Consider the following 16371-nt stretch of genomic DNA (forward strand, 5'->3'; position numbering starts at 1 on the left):
GGCTCGCAGCTCTTTATTTGAAGGAACGACCCGGAAACGAGGTAGGCATGAATCTGACAAGGCGCGCGTTCTGCGCGTTTGCGAGCACGGCCGTAGCAACGGCGGCCGTGGGTTTGGCGGGCTGCTCGTCGAGCGGCCCCGATCAAGGCGATACGGCGCTCGGCACGGTCGACCTGGTTGCGCAGCCCGAAAGCCGCGATCTCATGGGCAGTCCCGATGCGTGCACTGCGCGCGTCGGCTTGATCATGGGCCCGCCATCCATGGGCCTTTCGCAGTTCATCGTGGCGGCGCGAGCCGGCAAGACGTTCAACGACTTCCAGTTCGAGCTGAGCGGCGTGGACTACGTGGGCCTTTCCGCCGCGTTCAACCAGGGCAGCTACGATATGTGCACGCTGCCGTCCAATATCGGCCCCATCCTGTACAACAACAAGGAGCTAAAGAACGACTACCAGGTAATAAGCGTCAACAACCTGGGCGTGCTCTACGGCATCACCACCGATCCGTCGGTGGCTGCCGTGGAAGACCTTGCGGGTCGCACGGTGTACAGCTACGGCGAAGGCGGCACGCCCGAGTACACGATCGAGGCGTTGCTGGGCAAGATGGGCAAGGCGGGGTCGTTCAACCTTGAGTTCAAGTCGTCGCCGTTCGAAGTGCTGAACCTTTTGCAGGACGAACCGAACTGCGCGGCCATCCTTCCGCAGCCGTTCGTGTCGCTTTCGAAGCTCATGGTGGACCCCCTGTACGCGCCTATCGACATCACCAAGGAATGGGATGCGGCGTTTGCCGACACGGGGAGCCAGGCCGTTACCACGACCACGATCGTGAATCGGAAGTTTCTCGAAGAGCACGAGCAAGCCGTGATCGAGTACCTGCGGATGGCGGGACAATCGGTGGCGTGGTCGCTCGAGAACATGTCGGCCGCGGCCGCTCTGCAAGAGGAGCTGGGGACGTTTCTGAACAACGCCGTGGCGCTGGACGCTATGCCCCAGATCAGCATGGTGAGCTTGACGGGAACCGACATGCGCACGGCGCTTTCGGGCTTTCTCGAGGAGCTGTACCGCTCGAACCCCGACTCGATTGGCGGCAAGGTTCCAGACGACGGGTTCTACTACCTGCCTCCCGTGGGCCAGCTTGACGATGCGGGCAGCGCGGGCGCGTAGGCTATGGGCGAACGGCGAGCGAAAGAGCTGCTGAGGCGGCTGGGCGTGCGCATCGGGCGGGCGCGCGAAACGCGTGATACGGGCGAGGCCCCGCGCATGCAGGTGGCTCAGATAGCGCAGAAGCTGGGTATGCCCGAGGACAAGGTTGCGCAGGTTGTGCAGATGGTCAGGGAAAACGGCATGGACGACTCCCAGATGGGCTTCATGATGAGAACGGCCGTGTCCCGCGGCGTCGGCAGAGATCGGATCATGCAGATGATGACCTCCATGGGCGTTTCTTGCCAGCAGGTGGTGCGCGTCATGCAGGCGCAAAGCCTCATGGACGACGAGGAAGCGCAACTTGTTTTGGAAGAGGAACGCGCCGGGCGGGAGCGCGTCGTTGCCGCCCGAGGCGCGTCAAGGCGCATCGCGGGGGCGAAAAAGGCGCTGATCGTGCTGTTCTGGCTGGTCGTATGGGAGGTGCTCGATCGGGCGGTGGACAACCGCTTGGTTCTGGCCGGTCCTGTTCGGGTGCTAGAGGCGTTGGCGGAGCAGGTGGCGAAGCCCGACTTCTGGCTGATCTGCGGAGCTTCCACGGCGCGTATCGCCGCAGGGTTTCTCCTGTCGTTTTCCGTAGGGCTGCTGTTGGCTTTATTGGCGTACCGTGTGGCCATCGTACGCGACTTCATCGATCCCGTGATGTCGCTTCTGCGCACCATTCCCGTTATCTCGTTCATCATCATGCTGCTCATCTGGGTGGGCAACCAGGCGTTGACCGTGTACCTGGCGTTCTTGATCGTGCTGCCGCTGGTCTACACGTCCACGCTTGCCGGGTTCGAGAGCGTGGACCGGCACCTGCTGGAGATGGCGCGGGTGTTCAAGCTGCCCAGATGGCGCACGTTCATGTACGTGTACCGCCCTGCGTTCATGCCGTTTCTGGTGGCAAGTTCCCGCATATCGCTGGGAATGAGCTGGAAAAGCGGCATCATGGCCGAGGTTCTGGCCGTGCCCAAGCCCTCTATCGGCAAAGAGATGAGCCTGGCGCGCACGTACCTGGACACGCCCGATCTGTTCGCGTGGACGGTGATGGTCATGGTGCTGAGCTTGGCGTTCGAGAAGGCGTTCATGGCGCTGCTGAAGCGCGCCGGACGTCCGCTGGGCGGCTTTTTGGGCGTGCGCGACGACGAGCGCGAAGGGCGCGTCCGACGCGGGCGGCGCGACGAGGGCGGCGCGAGCGACGCGGGAAAGGGCGATGCCGCATGGACATCGTGATGGAGCGCGTGGACAAGTCGTTCGGAGACGCGCGCGTGCTGGCGGGCGTGACGTGCACGCTTTCCGAAGGCGGCGTGTACTGCCTGATGGGGCCTTCGGGCGCGGGCAAGACCACCTTGCTGCGCGTGCTGCTGGGCCTTGAGCGCGCCGACGCGGGGCGCATCGAGGGCGCGCCTTCCGGCGCGGTTTCGGCGATGTTTCAGGAGGATCGCCTGTGCGAGACGCTGACGGCCGTGGAGAACGTGGCGTTGGTGCTGCCCGCGCGGGCCAGCCGACGCCAGATCCGCTGCATGCTGGAGAAGATCCTTCCCGCGGATTGCCTGAAGCGCCCGGTGATGCAGCTTTCGGGCGGCATGCGCCGACGCGTTTCGCTGGCAAGGGCGGTTGCCTATCCCGGCAGCGCGATCGTGCTGGACGAGCCGTTCACCGGGCTCGATGGGCAAACCAAGCGCGCGGTCATCGAGTTCTTGCTGGCCGAGCGGCGCGGACGCACGCTTTTGGCGTCAACGCACAGCGACGAGGACGTGGCGCTTCTGGGCGCCCGAAAAATCATGTTAGCCGATATAACGAAGGGGGCTGCGCGATGATAGACGCGACGAAGACCATGAAGCAGACGGTGCTGGACGAGCCTTTGTTCGGGGAGTTCCTGGTGTCGAAGGGGTTTCCGTTTTCGCTGGACAACCCTATAGCCGACCTGGTGACGTTTGCTGACGTGGTGCAGGTGCGCCAGCTGGACGAGCGCGCGTTTCTAGCCGAGTACGAGCGGTATCGCGTGCGCGCGAAGGGGGAATAGGGGGCGGGCATGTACACCGTTGGCATCGACATCGGCGCATCGTCGGTGAAACTCGTGGCGCTTACGGACGCTGAGGAGCTTGCGTGGCGCGAAAGCCGCCTGCATCGCGGGGCCGCGCTCGCGTGCCTGCGCGATATGCTGGCCGTTTTGGCGTCCAAGCTGCCGGAGAGCGAGTGCGCGGGCTGGGCCGCCGCCGGATCGGGGGCGGCGGCGCTGCGGGGCATCGATCCCGCTTGCCTTATGCTGGAAGAAGTGCCGGCGGTGTGCCAAGGCGCGCAGTTTCTGGCGCCCGAGGCGCGCTCGGTCATCGAGATAGGCGGGCAGTCGGCGCTGTTCGTTACGGGCGTCGGGTCGGGGCAGGTGCCTCAGTTCGCCATGAACGAAAGCTGCGCGGCGGGCACGGGGTCGTTTTTCGAGGACCAGATGGAGCGATTGGGGCTTGCCCTGGAGGAGTACTCGGATCTGGTGGAGGGCGCGGTTTCGGTGCCGCGCATCTCCGGGCGCTGCGCGGTGTTCGCAAAAACCGACATCATCCATCACCAGCAGGAGGGCGCGTCGGTGCAGGACATTCTGCTGGGTCTGTGCTTCGCCATGGTGAAAAGCTACAAGGCCACCATCGTGCGCGGGCTGCCCGTGGCGCGCCCGGTGGCGCTTTCCGGCGGCGTTTTGGCGAACCGCGGGGTGGTTCGGGCGGTGCGCGAGGTGTTCGAGCTTGGAGAAGGCGAGCTTTTGCACGCGCCCGACCATCTGTTTTTCCAAGCGGCGGGCGCGGCGCGCGAGGCCCGGGCGCAAGGCGGGCGCACGCTTTCCGGCAAAGACGGCTGCCGCCCCCTTGCGATAGGCGATCTTGCCGCGCGGTTGGCTGAGCATACGGTCGTCGACGACCTGCCCCGGCTGCGCGCGCTGCCGTCCGTGCCGGTCGAGGCGAGGCCCGGGTTTCGGCTGCGCCCGCGGCCCTGGTCGGCTTTGACGGGCGAGCCGGTGGACTGCGCGCTGGGAATCGACGTGGGGTCCACGTCGACGAACCTGGTGCTGCTGGACGCACGGGGCGCGTTGCTGGACGCGCAGTACCTGCGCACGCGCGGCGACGCGCGACGGGCGGTGCGCGAGGGCTTGGACTCGCTTGCGAAGCGCCTGGGCTCCGCCGTTCGCGTGACGGCCGTGGGCGTGACGGGTTCGGGGCGCAGCATGATCGGGAAGATGGTTGGCGCCGATGCCGTACGCGACGAGATCACTGCGCAAGCGCGCGCGGCCGTGGCTGCCGACGCGCGGGTTGACACCGTGTTCGAGATAGGGGGCCAGGACTCCAAGTACGTCAGCTTGAAGGACGGGCGGGTGGCCGATTTCCAAATGAACAAGATATGCGCGGCGGGCACCGGGTCGTTCGTCGAGGAGCAGGCTGCGCGCCTGGGCATCGAGCTTGCCGACTACGGGCCGCTGGCGCTGTCCTCGAAGGCACCTATTGACCTGGGGGAACGCTGTACGGTGTTCGTGGAAACAGCCATCAACGCGGCTTTGGCGAAAGGTGCGTCGACGGCCGATGTGGCGGCGGGCCTGTGCTTGTCGGTGGTGCGCAACTACCTGCATCGCGTGGTGGGAACCAAGCCGGTGGGCGCCCATGTGGTGCTGCAGGGCGGCGTGGCCTACAACCCCGGCATCGTGGCCGCGTTCAAGGCGCACCTGGGCGACGCCCTTTCGGTGTCGCCGTGGTTCGCCGTGTCGGGCGCGGTGGGCGCGGCCTTGCTCGCGCAGGAGGCCGGGGCGGAGGCCACGGCGTTTCGCGGGTTCGACCTGACGCGCGCGCCGCAGGCTTCGAGGGCCGTCGACCGCGCGTCCGTCGAGGAGAATCGTCGGTTCTTTCGCAAGGTCGACGAGTTGTTCTTGGAGGGGTACGACGCCCGTATCGATCCGCCCAAGCAAACGGTGGGCATTCCGCGCTGCCTTATGCTGCACAAGCTGTTTCCCCTGGCAAACGCGTTCTTCAAGCAGTTGGGCTACAACGTGCTGCTGTCCGATGCGACCGACGAGGAAACGGTGCGCCTCTCCCAGCAGACGGCTCAAGGGGAGACATGCTATCCCGTGAAGCTCGTCCACGGCCATCTGGAGCAGTTGGCGCGGCGCGGCGTGGACTACGTGTTCATGCCGGCGGTGCGCGCGATTCGCCACGTCTCTTCCAAGGTTGCGCACAACTACGCGTGCCCCTACATGCAGTCGGCGCCGATGCTGGCGGCCAAGGAGCTTGACTTCGAGGGCCGCGGCATTCGCCTTTTGAGCCCGGTACTGGACATGGATTTCGGGCAGCAGGCCGTTGCCGAAGCGCTGCTGGGCGTGGGCGTGCAGCTGGGAAAGGAGCCGCGCGAAACCGCCCGCGCCATGCTGGCGGGCGGTTTCGCGGTGCAGGAGTTCACGCGCAAGACCGAAGAGCTGGGAGAGCAGCTGCTGGGTTCGCTCGGCCCCGACGAGCGCGTGCTCGTGCTGATCACTCGCAACTACGGCATTGTCGATCCGGCGCTCAACATGGGCATTCCCGATGCGCTCCTGGACCGTGGCCGGAAGGTGATCACGGTGAGCCACCTGCATGCGCATGACGTGGACGTGTCGCAGGATCATCCGGGGCTGTACTGGCCGTTCGGGCAGCATATCGTGTCGGGCGCGAAGCTGGTGCGCCGCGATCCGCGCCTCTTCGCGGTGTACCTGACCAATCACGGGTGCGGCCCGGACACCATGGTGAGCCACCTGTTTCGCGAGGAGATGGGCGACAAGCCCTACCTGCATATCGAGACCGACGAGCATTCTTCGCAGGTGGGGGTCGTGACGCGCATCGAGGCGTTTTTGAACGCGATCGACCACTACGAGCCGCGCGACGAGCGCGCGCTTCCCCTGGCGGGCCGTCCGTACGAGGCGCTGCACGAGACGCTCGACGCGCAGCGGGTTGTTGCGCTGCCGTCGTTCGGGGCGTGGGGGCCCCTGATGGGCGGATGGCTGGAGAGGCGCGGCCTGCGCGTGGAATTGCTGGAACCCGACGACGCGGCTGTGGCCGCCGGACGTGCGCGCAGCGCTTCGAAGGAGTATCTGTCGTTCACGGCGCTGTTGGGGATGTCGTTGCGGGCGGCTGCGAAAGCCTCGGCGGAACGTGCCGGTGCGAGCGGCTTGCAGCTGCTGCTGCCTTCGACGGAAGGCGCCGAGGCCGACGGGCAGTACGACCGCGTGATCCGCGCCGTCTTGGACGAGGAAGGGGCGGCCGACGCGAAGCTGGTTGCGCCGATCCTCGATCAGCTGCCTTGGTCGATGCCCGATCCCGAGGGCTTCTTCCTGCATCTTTTGGCCGGCGACGTAGCCTACGCGGCCGACCAGGACGATCGTCAAGAGGTGCTGGACGGGTTCCTGCGCGATGGCGTGACGTTCGAGCGCGTATGCGCCGCGGCCCGCCGAGCGGGGACTGCGGCCGAAGGGGGTTCGCGCCGCGCCCGCAAAACGCTTGCGCTGGTGGGCGAGTGGCCTTTGGTGTATGCCGATCAGCTGACGGGCGGACGCTGGGAGGGCCTTGAACGCGCAGGGTATCGCCTGGTGCGCATGCCGCTGTCCGAGTACCTGTGGTTTCTGTGGCGCGATGCGCGTCAGCCCGACGAGCTGCTGGCGGCCTTCGCCGCGCAGATGGCCGAAGTGCATCGTTCGTTGGGCTGCGCCTCGCCGTTTTGCGCCAGCTTGGACGACCTGCGGATTGCGGCTGACGAGGCGCTGGGGGGCTATCGAGGCGCGAACGGAAGGTACCGAGCGGCTAAGGCGCGCTTGGCGGCGCGTGAGGCGGACGGCGTGATAGCGGTGTCGTCGATGTACGAGAACACCGGCATCGTGCTCAAGCTGCTCGACGATGCCGACGACCTTGCGGCTCCCGTGCTGCACGTGTCGTTCGACGGCGCGCTTGACCAGGGCATCGACGAGCGCTTGCGGTCGTTTCTCTACTACGTGTGAGGAGCGGCTGCGAAACGCGCGGCTTCCCGGGCTGACCTCAGTCCTGCGACCGGCGGCGGGATCCAGGCCCCGCCGCCGGTCGGGGCTTACTCCTGCGCTTTGAGCGCCAGGGCAAGCGGGACGCGCTTGATGCGCCTGGTGTGCAGAAACGCCACGACGGCGTACGTGGCAACGCCGATTGCCGCGATAAGCGCCAGGCGGTCGGCGGGCGCGTACGCCTCCATGTTGCCCCCGTATCCCGCGAGGGCAGCTCTGATCAGCGTCGATATACCCAGGACAACCAGGGGCAGGGATGCAAGGAGCGAGGCGATCACCACGGTTGTGATGGAATGCAGGTACAGCTTGTTGATCTCGCGGTTTCGGTAGCCGAACACCTTCATGTACGAAATGCTGCGCGCGCTTCGATCCAGCACCGTTTTCGTGAGCAGGTACATGAGCACCAGGTAGACAAGCGTGGCCGCTGCCGTCATCATGTCCATCACATGGCCCATCGAGTCTTGCATCTGGGCGCTGATCTTGTCCATGTCGGCAGGGGCAAGATCGCTTGCCAGATAGCGTTCGTCCAGGTTGAGGCTTTCGTTCGACACGTATCCGTTGAAATAGCCGGCATCGTTGCCGAACAGCTCGTTGAAGTCCTCGATGCTCAAGAACACCGCCATGCACGAGGAGCTGCCCCAAAGCGAGCTGGGGGTCAGCTCGTAGGCTGCGCCGTCGAACTTGTTCGAGAACGTTTGCGGCTCTCCGGGTTTCAGCCCGCATTTCTGCGCCAATCCGCGTCCTACGGCCACCTTTCCCTCGCCGACGTCGACGTCGTTCCAGTAGCGGGATCCTTCCGCGATGCCGTACACGACGACCTCTTCGTTCCCCTGTGTCAAGCGGGCGGTTTCCAGGCGCCCTGCGGCGAACTTCTCGGCCTGCTCGATGACGCTGCGGTCGTTCGGCTTCACGTTGACGGGGTGGGCTCCTTCCTGCACCGTCGAAGCTTTTTGCGCGAGCGCGGCAAGCTCGATCGGGTCCATGGCTTCAAGTTGGGACTGCTCGGTTGCGGCCAGCGCGGTCGCGGCTGCGAACGCCTCGCGCTCGTCGTCGGTCGCGTCGATTTCGAGCGGCGCCTTGAGCAGGTACTGGTGCTCGGCCACCAGATCGTTGCGCAGGGAATCGGCGTAGTGCTCGATGGTGGGCATCATGCACAGCCCGAACAACAGCAGCATGCTGGCGAACGCGATCCCCACGAACAGCGTGGCGAAGTGCGAAAGGTTGCGCAGGAACACGCGCAGCCTGAACCGCGCCGAAAAGCCAAGGCGCTCGGGAAGCTTCAGGGTTGCGCGCATGCCGGCCTTCGCCGTTTCGCGCCGTAGGAACATGAGCGGCGTGCAGCGCATCTTGCGCGCCAGCCCGACGGACGTGATTGCCATGAGCAGGAAAAACGGGATGACGGTGGTCAATCCGAAGGCGCGCCAGCTCCAGGCGGCAACGTAGGGCGGCAGGCTGTAGCTGTTGTAGTACAGGCCTTTCATGGGGTCGACCATGACGGTGTATCCCAGTACGTTGCCCGCCACGGCCGCCGCCAGGCCTACCAAGCAAGGCAGCGCCAGGTAATGCGCGATCAGCTCGCGTTTGCGGTATCCCGAAGCCAGAAGCGTGCCGATGACGGCGCTCTCTTCGTCGATGGCGGCCGAGGTCAGCACCACGAACACGAACGCCATGATGACGATGAGCAGAAACAGCATGGTCTCCCAGGTGACCTGATCGCCCGCCACGTCTTCGGCGGCGTAGGTGATCCCTTGGTTCGACGCGGCGTCCACCAGATCGGTCAGCAGGGCTCCGTGGCTGGCCAGCGCATCGGCGATGTCCTGCTCGGCGTCGATGCGCTCGGGCAGGGGCAAGGCGCGGTCGTCGAACAGGAAGGAGTAGACGTGGGAAACGCTCGCGCCTTCGAAGGACGCGAACGCGGCTCGGTCCACAACGGCGGTGCCGAACGTGAGCGTGTTCATGACGAAATCGGAGTTCTTTTCGAAAAGAGCCGCGTAGTCGGGAAGCGTCATGATGCCCGACACGGTCAGATCCCGCCCGCCCACGCGCACCGTATCGCCCGTTTCGATGCGGGCATGCTCCGCGAAGGTCCGATCGAGCGCGATCTCGTCGGCTCCCTGCGGGGCTTCGCCCTGCGCGTAGGCGGCCTCGTTGAAGCCGTTGCGGTTGAGGTGCACGCGCACCGTGGCGCTCGGTGCGTCGTCGCGCTCGAGCGGCAGGTCGTAGCTGAAGTTCTCGTGCACGGACGCGCCCAGGTCCTCGACGGCCGCAAGCGCTTCGGCGGGCGCTTCCCGGCTTGTTGTGAAGCGCCCGTCCTCGACGGCGTAGGCGTCGCGCATGCCGTCGGTGATGCGCTCGATGCTGCTGGCTGCTGCAAGGAAGCCGGACACGAGCGTGATGGAGATGGTCATGAGCAGGAAGATGCCCAGGTACCTGCCGAAGTTGTGCCTGAGCTCGCGCGGAAGGCGGCGGACAAGAGGGGTTGCCATGGCGCGCCTACCATTCCAGATCGCGCGCAGCGAGCACCTGCTGGTTGCGCGCGTCTTCGGCCAGGACCCCGTCGCGCAGCCGTAGGACGCGATGGGCCATGTGCCTGATAGCGTCGTTGTGCGTGACGATGACGATGGTGCAGCCGTAGTCGCGGTTGACCCGTTCCATCAACTCAAGTATCTCTTTCGAGGTTTGATAGTCCAACGCGCCCGTCGGCTCGTCGCACAGCAGCAGGCGAGGGTTTTTCACGAGCGCGCGCCCGATCGCGCAACGCTGCTGCTGCCCGCCCGATATCTGGCGCGGGAACTTTCCGCGATGGTCCCATAGCCCCAGCGAATGCAGCAGGTCGTCAAGGGGAAGCGGGCTTGCGCTGAGATGGCGGCACACCTCGATGTTCTCGCGCACGGTCAGGTCGGGGATCAGATTGTAGAACTGGAACACGAATCCCAGCTCGCGTCGGCGGTACTCGCCAAGCTCCTTGTCGGAAAGGCCGGTCAGCTCAACGCCTCCCACGCGGATGGAGCCCGAGTCGGCCGGCTCCAGCCCGCCTACCAGGTTGAGGAACGTGGACTTTCCCGAGCCCGAAGGCCCGAGCAGCGCGCATACGGCGCCCTGTTCGATGGTCGTGGCAATGTCCGAGAGCACGGTGGCGCGCGCTTCGCCTTCTCCGTAGTGCTTGCAAAGGCCGTCGACCGACAGGAAGACGGGGTCGATCGCCGGGCGTTCGCGGCGTTCGTCGGAGTCGGCGTCTTGCGCCTTGCGGTTTTCGTGGGGGTCGTGCTTCTTCGGGGGGAAGAAGGCTGCTTGGTTGGACATGGGTTCTCGTTTCCCTGCGTGAGCGGCTTATAAGTTTACTAAGGCTAACATTTACCACAACGGAGGGGGAAACACAACGACAAGGGGGAATACGGGCGCGCGCAGCGCCTTGCTCGGCCGAGGAGGGCTCTGCGGCGCGGTGGAGGGCGGCGCGGGTCGGGCGGGTTGCGGGCCGCGCGCTCGGAAGGCGGTGCGATCGAGCGAGCTTCGTCGCGTGCCGGGGAGGCGGCGCGGGTCGGGCGGGGACCGCGCGCGGCGCGCAGCGGTGAAACCGTGTTTTTGCCTCAACGGAAACGCGAAGGCTGCGTTGTCGCGCAAGCGACGTGGTAGGATTTCCCCTGAACCATGATCGAATTGCCGCATGCGAGGAGCAGCCAGTGCCGGAAAACCAGAACAACGTGCCGAACCCGACCAAAACCGTGATCGACGACGAGCAGTTGAAGCGGATGCTCAATCAAAGCGAGCCGTCCTTTTTCGAGCGAAACCGGTTTCGCATGGTCACGCTTATCCTGATCGTCCTCAACGTGATCGTGTTCGCGGTGGAGGCGGTGCTTTCGGGGTTCCGCGTGAACGTGTCGACGTCGGTGCTCGTGCAGATGGGCGCCATGTACGCGCCGTGGATGCAGTCGGCGGCCGACCTGTACCGGTTCGTGACGCCGATGTTCTTGCACATGGACCTCATGCACCTGGGGTTCAACATGGTTGCGCTCTACAGCGTGGGCGAAGTGCTCGAACGCGTGCTGGGCAAAGGGAACTTCCTGGCGCTGTACTTCATCGGCGGCATCACGGGCAACGCGGTGTCCTACGCCGCCGACGTGTTCCTAGGCGGTGGCTCGACGGTGAGCGCCGGCGCTTCTACCAGCGTGTTCGGCCTGTTCGTGGCCGTAGCCCTGCTGGGTTTGCTGCACAAGGGGAATCGCTCGATGTTCGCGCAGTACAGCAAGGGCATGCTGGGCATCATCGCGGTGAACGTCGCGTACACGTTCTTGGTGCCGGGAATCTCCGTGAGCGGGCACTTGGGCGGCGCGCTGGGCGGCCTGGTGGCCATGTTCATGGTGCCGGCGAAAAGCCTGCGCGTGCCCACCGTCGCGCGGGTGGCCGTGGGGGTTCTGTGGGTGGCTTCGCTGGTTTGGCTGCTGGCATCGCAGGGGCTGCTTTCCTTGTAGGGCGCGCACTGGCTTTCGGGAGGGTTTGCCCGACGTTCGCCGGCATGCGCCGACGTTCGCCGACGCCCGGAGGCGCGGCTTGCCGCCGCGCTATGCCAGGAACAGCTTGCGAACCTCGTCCATCAGCTGCTTTCGCATGAACACGAGCAGTCCCAGCAAGAACACGCTTGCTGCGAGCGCGCTCGAAAGCGCGGGGATCTCCCAGGTGGTAAGCCCCAGCGCGATGAGCGCAAGGGGAACCAGCCCCAGCACCACGTCGAAGAGCAGGTACTTCGCGTACCCGGCCACGAACGTGTCTTTGAACACGGCCACGAGCACCGTGTCGAACACCAGCGCCACCAGGCATATTCCCGGTATGACGAACGTGGTGACCAGCGTGTTTCCCGTGACCAGAAACCATGCTGCCGCAATGCCCAGCAAAATGAGGAAGTAGCGTACCACCACGCGCAAAAAGTCCGGCGAATGCGCAAGGATGTTGCGTACGAACAGGTAGTTCACCACCAACGCCACGCACACCGAAACCACGATGTCGCCCGGAAGCGACAGCATTCGTCCCAGAAACGCCATCACCAAAAGGCATGCTCCGCTCACGAAGGCCAAGACGCCAAGGGCCATGGCTCCCGACTTGCGCACTTCGTTTCGCGGAAACGCCGACGGCGTTGCCGTTCCGGCAAGCTCGGCTTGGCACAAGGGACAGCGATCGAGGTCGCCGGTGAATTCGACGCGGCACTTCTCGCAACGTCTCACGGTCGTTCCCTTTCTCCTTCGGGTGCGCCGTCGTCGGCGCCTTCTTCATGTGCGGGAACCTGGCCGCCCCATCGTTTGACCGAAGTCTCCAGTTTGGTTTCCAGGCGGTCCTCGGCTACTTCTTCGCTTGTTTTGTTGATGTTGACGTACCCTTCGATGCCCTGGTCCGAGAAGTACCGGCAGAAGTTCTTGATCACGTCGGGGTTCGAGTACGTGGTGGATATGCCGATGCTCAGATCGTCTCCGAACGAGCACACCATGAAGTTGAGCCCGACGGTGGAGGTCAGCACGTTGACGTTGCGGATGAACGGGGCCAGGCGCTCGTCGACGCCGATAGCTCCCAGGCTTGATACGGTCGTCGTGGTTTCGCGCTCAACCATGCGGTCTGCCAGTTCGAGCGCGATGTCCTTCACGAACAGCGGGGCGAAGCGCAGGGCCGGGTGCTTTTCGAGCGCGATCATGCGGTTCATCCGCGGTTTGAGGTTTTCTGCCTCGGTCGCCACCTTCAGCTGGTCCTGCACGCGGGCGGCTACGACTTCCACGGGTTCGTCCTGATCGCCGGGCGTGTAGGACACGAAAGCCAAGCCGAAGAAGTTCTTGGTGGTGGCCGATTCGAAGATTCTCCGAAGGTCCACGGGCACGTCGATGCGAATGGCGCGATGGCGGTCGCGACGCGGCATCTCCGCGCGAATGGCGCACATCACCGCTGCGATCACAAGCGACGTCAGGCTCACTCCGTGCGAGCGCGCCAGGTCGAGCACGCGCTGCATGGGCAGGTGGTATTCCATGAACGTGGGGTCGGCCTTGTCGCGCCAGCCGGACAGCCGGTAGATCTTCGGCGCGCGCGTGCCCGCGGCCTTGTCCCGCTCAAAGTACTTGTCGAAGCTGTCCTCGTGCTTTTGGTGGTCAGATCCGTCGTATTCGAACGGCACCCCCTCCACGCCGTAGCGCTTTTGAATGTAGACGTGCAGCAGCATCTTGAAGAAGCTCAAGGAGCCGCGCCCGTCGGAGACGATGTGGGAAACCTCCAAGTTGATGCGGTTTCGATAATAGCTGACGCGGAACAGGACGCTTTTCGCGTCGACGTGCAGGCCGAAGCAAATCGGAAGGTTCTCGCGGCTGATTTCGGGCGGCTTCGGCGCTTGCTCCAGGTAGTGCCAAAACATGCCGCTGCGCAGGCACACGTTGAACCCGGGGAACGTGTCGACCGTCTTGTCGAGCGCGCGCTGCAGCGCCTGCGGGTCGACGTCGTCGACCAGCTCGGCTGCGTAGCGGAACACCGTTTGCGCGGAGCTGCCGGCTTGGGATGAGTAGAACTTGCCTACGTTGTCTAGTCGGTACCAAGTATTCCGAGCCACGCCGGTTTGTCCTCTCGCTTCAGGTCGGTGCCGTCAAGGAAGTGCCCGATGATCCGGTAGGTGTCTCTGACCGCGCCGACCACCGAAGGATACAGCAGGTACCCGTGCACGGCGTCGAGCACGCGGTAGCACTGCACGCTGCCGCCCTCCAGCTCCAAGCGCGCCGCGTATGCCTCGCCCTCGTCGCGCAGCGGGCAGTACTCGGCTGTGACCACCAGGGTGCGCGGCTGGTCCGAAAGGTCGGGATCGAGCAGCGGCGCGAAGTAGGGGTTGGCGTAATCGGTCGGCGACGAACGGTACAGCTCCATGTACCCGCGTATGTCGCGCCAGGTGAGCAGGTAGTCCTCGCCGTTTTCGCGCACCGAGTCGAACCATGAGGTTCGCGGGTCGTGATCGTCGTAGGTGACGGGGTAGAGCAGCACCTGCGTAGGCGGGCGAAACGCGCCGCGGTCGCGCGCCATGAGCGATACGACGGCGGCTAGATTTCCCCCTGCGCTGTCGCCGAGCAGCACGATGCGACGGGGATCGACGTCGGGCAGCAGCTTTCCCGCGAACAGCTGGCGCGTCACTTCGTAGCAGTCCTCGGAGGCCTGCGGGAATCGGTGCTCGGGCGCGCGCCGGTAGTCCACCGACACCACGCGCCGCTCGAGTTTGAGCGCCATGGTGGAGCAAGCGTCGGCGTAGAAGTCCACGTCGCCGTTGACCCAGCCGCCTCCATGGAAGAACAGGATGGTGCCGCGCCAGTCTTCGGACACCTTGAAGCCCGAAGCAAGCGAGAAGTCGATGTCGAGCGGCGTGAAGATGCGCAGGGGCACGCGGTAGCCGTCCGGCATGACGGCGAAGGCGTCGTCGACGCGGCAGCGGGGATTGGGTATGGCCAGCTTGGCGCTGAGGTCCTCGGCGGCGCGCTGCGCCTTGTAGAACTCTTTGATGTCGGGCCTGATCCGCGTGGCGGCTCGATAGGCTGCCAGGATGGCCTTGTTCATGGGCATGGTTCGTCGTCCTTTCGCGGAGACGGTGCCGCCCGGCGCGGTTGGCGCGGATCGGGCGGCGCGGCGGCGCGCCGCGTCGGTTCGTCTGAGCATCGTAGCACAAGCTTCGCGCGCGGGGCCTTTCGGAGCGAAGCCGACACATCGCTGCGGCGCATCGCCGCCCGGAATGCACCCGCCAGCCTTCGCCTTCGCCCGCGCTTGCCCGGCCGAATCCGCACGGGCGGCCGGGTGCGGGCGCGGGCGACGGCGGGCGAGGGGGCGGTTGCGCGGACCGCTCGAAACCTGTACGTTTCGAGCGGCGATGACGTACTTGCGCGCCGCGGGGGCCGATTCGCCGCGCGCTTTGCTATGATGGCGAAAAACGATGATTCGCCGCGCCCGATCGAAGGGCGACGGCTGCATGAGACGAGGAGCGTGCTATGTACGGACTCAAAACGGAGGCGAGTTTCGATTCCGCCCATTTCCTGACCGATTACTATGGCAAGTGCGAGAACCTGCACGGCCATCGGTGGCGCACGGTGGTCTACCTGGAAACCGGCGAGCTCCAAACCGAAGGGACCATGCGCGACATGGTGCTGGACTTCGGCGTGTTCAAACGCGCGGTGCGCGATCTGGCGGAAGAGCTCGACCACACCTTCCTCGTGGAGGAGGGCTCGCTTGGCGAGGCCACGTTGGCCGCGCTCGCCGCAGAGGGCTTCAGCTTGACTGTGCTGCCGTTTCGCACTACGGCCGAGAACCTGGCGCGCTACGTTTGCGAACGCTTGACTGAGCAGGGCCTGCCCGTTTCGCAGGTGGACATGTACGAGACTCCGAACAACTGCGCCGTGTACCGCGCGCGCTGATGCGACCGCGAACGGCAACGCGCGAACCTTCCCGAAGAGCCTCCGAATCCAGATGTGAAGAAATTGTATACCTAGGTTAACTCCCCTTGTCGGCACGTATAAGTTCACCTAAGATAACTCACATCGAACGAGGCGCTGCCTTATCGATTGCGAATCCGCTGACCCGGCGGCAGAGGCTCCTCTCGTCTGGCCGACTGCCGCATCATGCAAGCGGAGGGAAGATCCCCCCTTCTTCCCTCCGCTTTTCTTGTTTTGACTGGATTCGGGCATAGGGGGAGGGGAAGGAGGCGGGTCGTGGAGCGAATGTCCATGTCCGGCGAAGATTACCTGGAGGCTATCGTCGAGCTGAGCGGTCCCGAGCGGGCCGTCGTGCGCTCGGTTGACCTAGCCGACGCGCTATCGGTTTCCAAAGCGTCGGTGAGCAAGGCGGTGATCGTGCTCAAACGTGAAGGCTATGTCGACCAGCAGCCTTACGGCGGCATCACCCTGACCGAGAAGGGGATGGCGTACGGCACCTCCGTGCTCGACCGCCATAAGCTTCTTCTGGCGTTCTTGACAAAGGTCATCGGCATCGATGAGGACGTCGCAGACGAGGAAGCCTGCAAGATGGAGCATGCCATTAGCGACGAGTCCTTCGAGCGTTGGGTCGCCTACGCTGACAGCATTGGCCTGAAGTGCTCCGAAAGGCCGCATTCGTAGCAGCACGGGTCCGCTTCTCTACCGTCCGCAGATTGAGAGTGTTACGAAATTG

At 64.9% G+C, this 16371-nt stretch carries 13 protein-coding genes; 8 read left to right on the plus strand and 5 right to left on the minus strand.

Features of this window, described 5'->3' with window-relative positions; genetic code table 11:
- Positions 1-47: 47 nt before the first annotated feature.
- From LQE90_RS04830 to LQE90_RS04850, 5 genes are read left to right on the plus strand one after another with little or no spacing between them, the layout of a single operon-like run.
- A complete protein-coding gene (locus tag LQE90_RS04830) occupies positions 48-1160 on the plus strand; it encodes a substrate-binding domain-containing protein (protein WP_216528870.1) in 1113 nt (370 codons plus the stop codon).
- A 3-nt stretch (positions 1161-1163) separates the two neighbouring features.
- On the plus strand, positions 1164-2411 hold the full coding sequence (locus tag LQE90_RS04835; protein ID WP_216528869.1) for an ABC transporter permease: 1248 nt from the start codon (positions 1164-1166) through the stop codon (positions 2409-2411).
- Complete coding sequence (locus LQE90_RS04840) at positions 2399-2998, plus strand: ATP-binding cassette domain-containing protein (RefSeq protein WP_216528868.1); 600 nt, start codon at positions 2399-2401, stop codon at positions 2996-2998. The genes LQE90_RS04835 and LQE90_RS04840 overlap by 13 nt, the downstream gene beginning before the upstream one ends.
- Positions 2995-3204 (plus strand): nitrate ABC transporter ATPase, encoded by a 210-nt coding sequence (locus LQE90_RS04845; RefSeq protein WP_114566820.1) that lies wholly within the window; start codon positions 2995-2997, stop codon positions 3202-3204. Before LQE90_RS04840 ends, LQE90_RS04845 begins: the two co-directional genes overlap by 4 nt.
- A 9-nt stretch (positions 3205-3213) precedes the next feature.
- Positions 3214-7176 carry an acyl-CoA dehydratase activase gene (locus LQE90_RS04850; protein WP_216528867.1) on the plus strand — a complete coding sequence of 1321 codons (3963 nt, stop codon included), beginning with the start codon at positions 3214-3216 and terminating at the stop codon, positions 7174-7176.
- Between the two features lie 86 nt (positions 7177-7262).
- On the opposite strand, the gene LQE90_RS04855 is transcribed toward LQE90_RS04850, so the two are convergent.
- Positions 7263-9698, minus strand: coding sequence for an FtsX-like permease family protein (locus LQE90_RS04855; RefSeq protein WP_216528866.1), 2436 nt, complete (start codon positions 9696-9698; stop codon positions 7263-7265).
- Between the two features lie 7 nt (positions 9699-9705).
- The gene (locus LQE90_RS04860; protein ID WP_123192363.1) at positions 9706-10515 is read right to left on the minus strand and encodes an ABC transporter ATP-binding protein; all 810 of its coding nucleotides are present in this window, start codon (positions 10513-10515) and stop codon (positions 9706-9708) included.
- Positions 10516-10892: 377 nt separating this feature from the next.
- On the opposite strand from LQE90_RS04860, the gene LQE90_RS04865 reads away from it, so the two are divergent.
- Positions 10893-11681, plus strand: coding sequence for a rhomboid family intramembrane serine protease (locus LQE90_RS04865; RefSeq protein WP_231088206.1), 789 nt, complete (start codon positions 10893-10895; stop codon positions 11679-11681).
- A gap of 90 nt (positions 11682-11771) precedes the next feature.
- On the opposite strand, the gene LQE90_RS04870 is transcribed toward LQE90_RS04865, so the two are convergent.
- The 3 genes from LQE90_RS04870 to LQE90_RS04880 are packed head-to-tail and all read right to left on the minus strand — an operon-like array spanning position 11772 to position 14778.
- Entirely contained in the window at positions 11772-12428 is a 657-nt protein-coding gene (locus tag LQE90_RS04870) for a DUF6320 domain-containing protein (protein ID WP_114566824.1), read from the minus strand.
- Positions 12425-13786, minus strand: coding sequence for a phthiocerol/phthiodiolone dimycocerosyl transferase family protein (locus LQE90_RS04875; protein WP_114566825.1), 1362 nt, complete (start codon positions 13784-13786; stop codon positions 12425-12427). The genes LQE90_RS04870 and LQE90_RS04875 overlap by 4 nt, the downstream gene beginning before the upstream one ends.
- Positions 13759-14778 (minus strand): alpha/beta hydrolase, encoded by a 1020-nt coding sequence (locus LQE90_RS04880; protein ID WP_114566871.1) that lies wholly within the window; start codon positions 14776-14778, stop codon positions 13759-13761. Before LQE90_RS04880 ends, LQE90_RS04875 begins: the two co-directional genes overlap by 28 nt.
- Before the next feature lie 419 nt (positions 14779-15197).
- Here LQE90_RS04880 and LQE90_RS04885 point away from each other — a divergent pair, with 419 nt between their 5' ends.
- Both LQE90_RS04885 and LQE90_RS04890 read left to right on the plus strand, forming a co-directional pair.
- Positions 15198-15620 carry a 6-pyruvoyl trahydropterin synthase family protein gene (locus LQE90_RS04885; RefSeq protein ID WP_114566826.1) on the plus strand — a complete coding sequence of 141 codons (423 nt, stop codon included), beginning with the start codon at positions 15198-15200 and terminating at the stop codon, positions 15618-15620.
- A 303-nt stretch (positions 15621-15923) separates the two neighbouring features.
- A complete protein-coding gene (locus LQE90_RS04890; protein WP_181792559.1) occupies positions 15924-16319 on the plus strand; it encodes a metal-dependent transcriptional regulator in 396 nt (131 codons plus the stop codon).
- Positions 16320-16371: the final 52 nt, after the last annotated feature.

It is taken from the genome of Paraeggerthella hominis (assembly GCF_021044775.1).
Taxonomy (GTDB): Bacteria; Actinomycetota; Coriobacteriia; order Coriobacteriales; family Eggerthellaceae; genus Paraeggerthella; species Paraeggerthella hominis.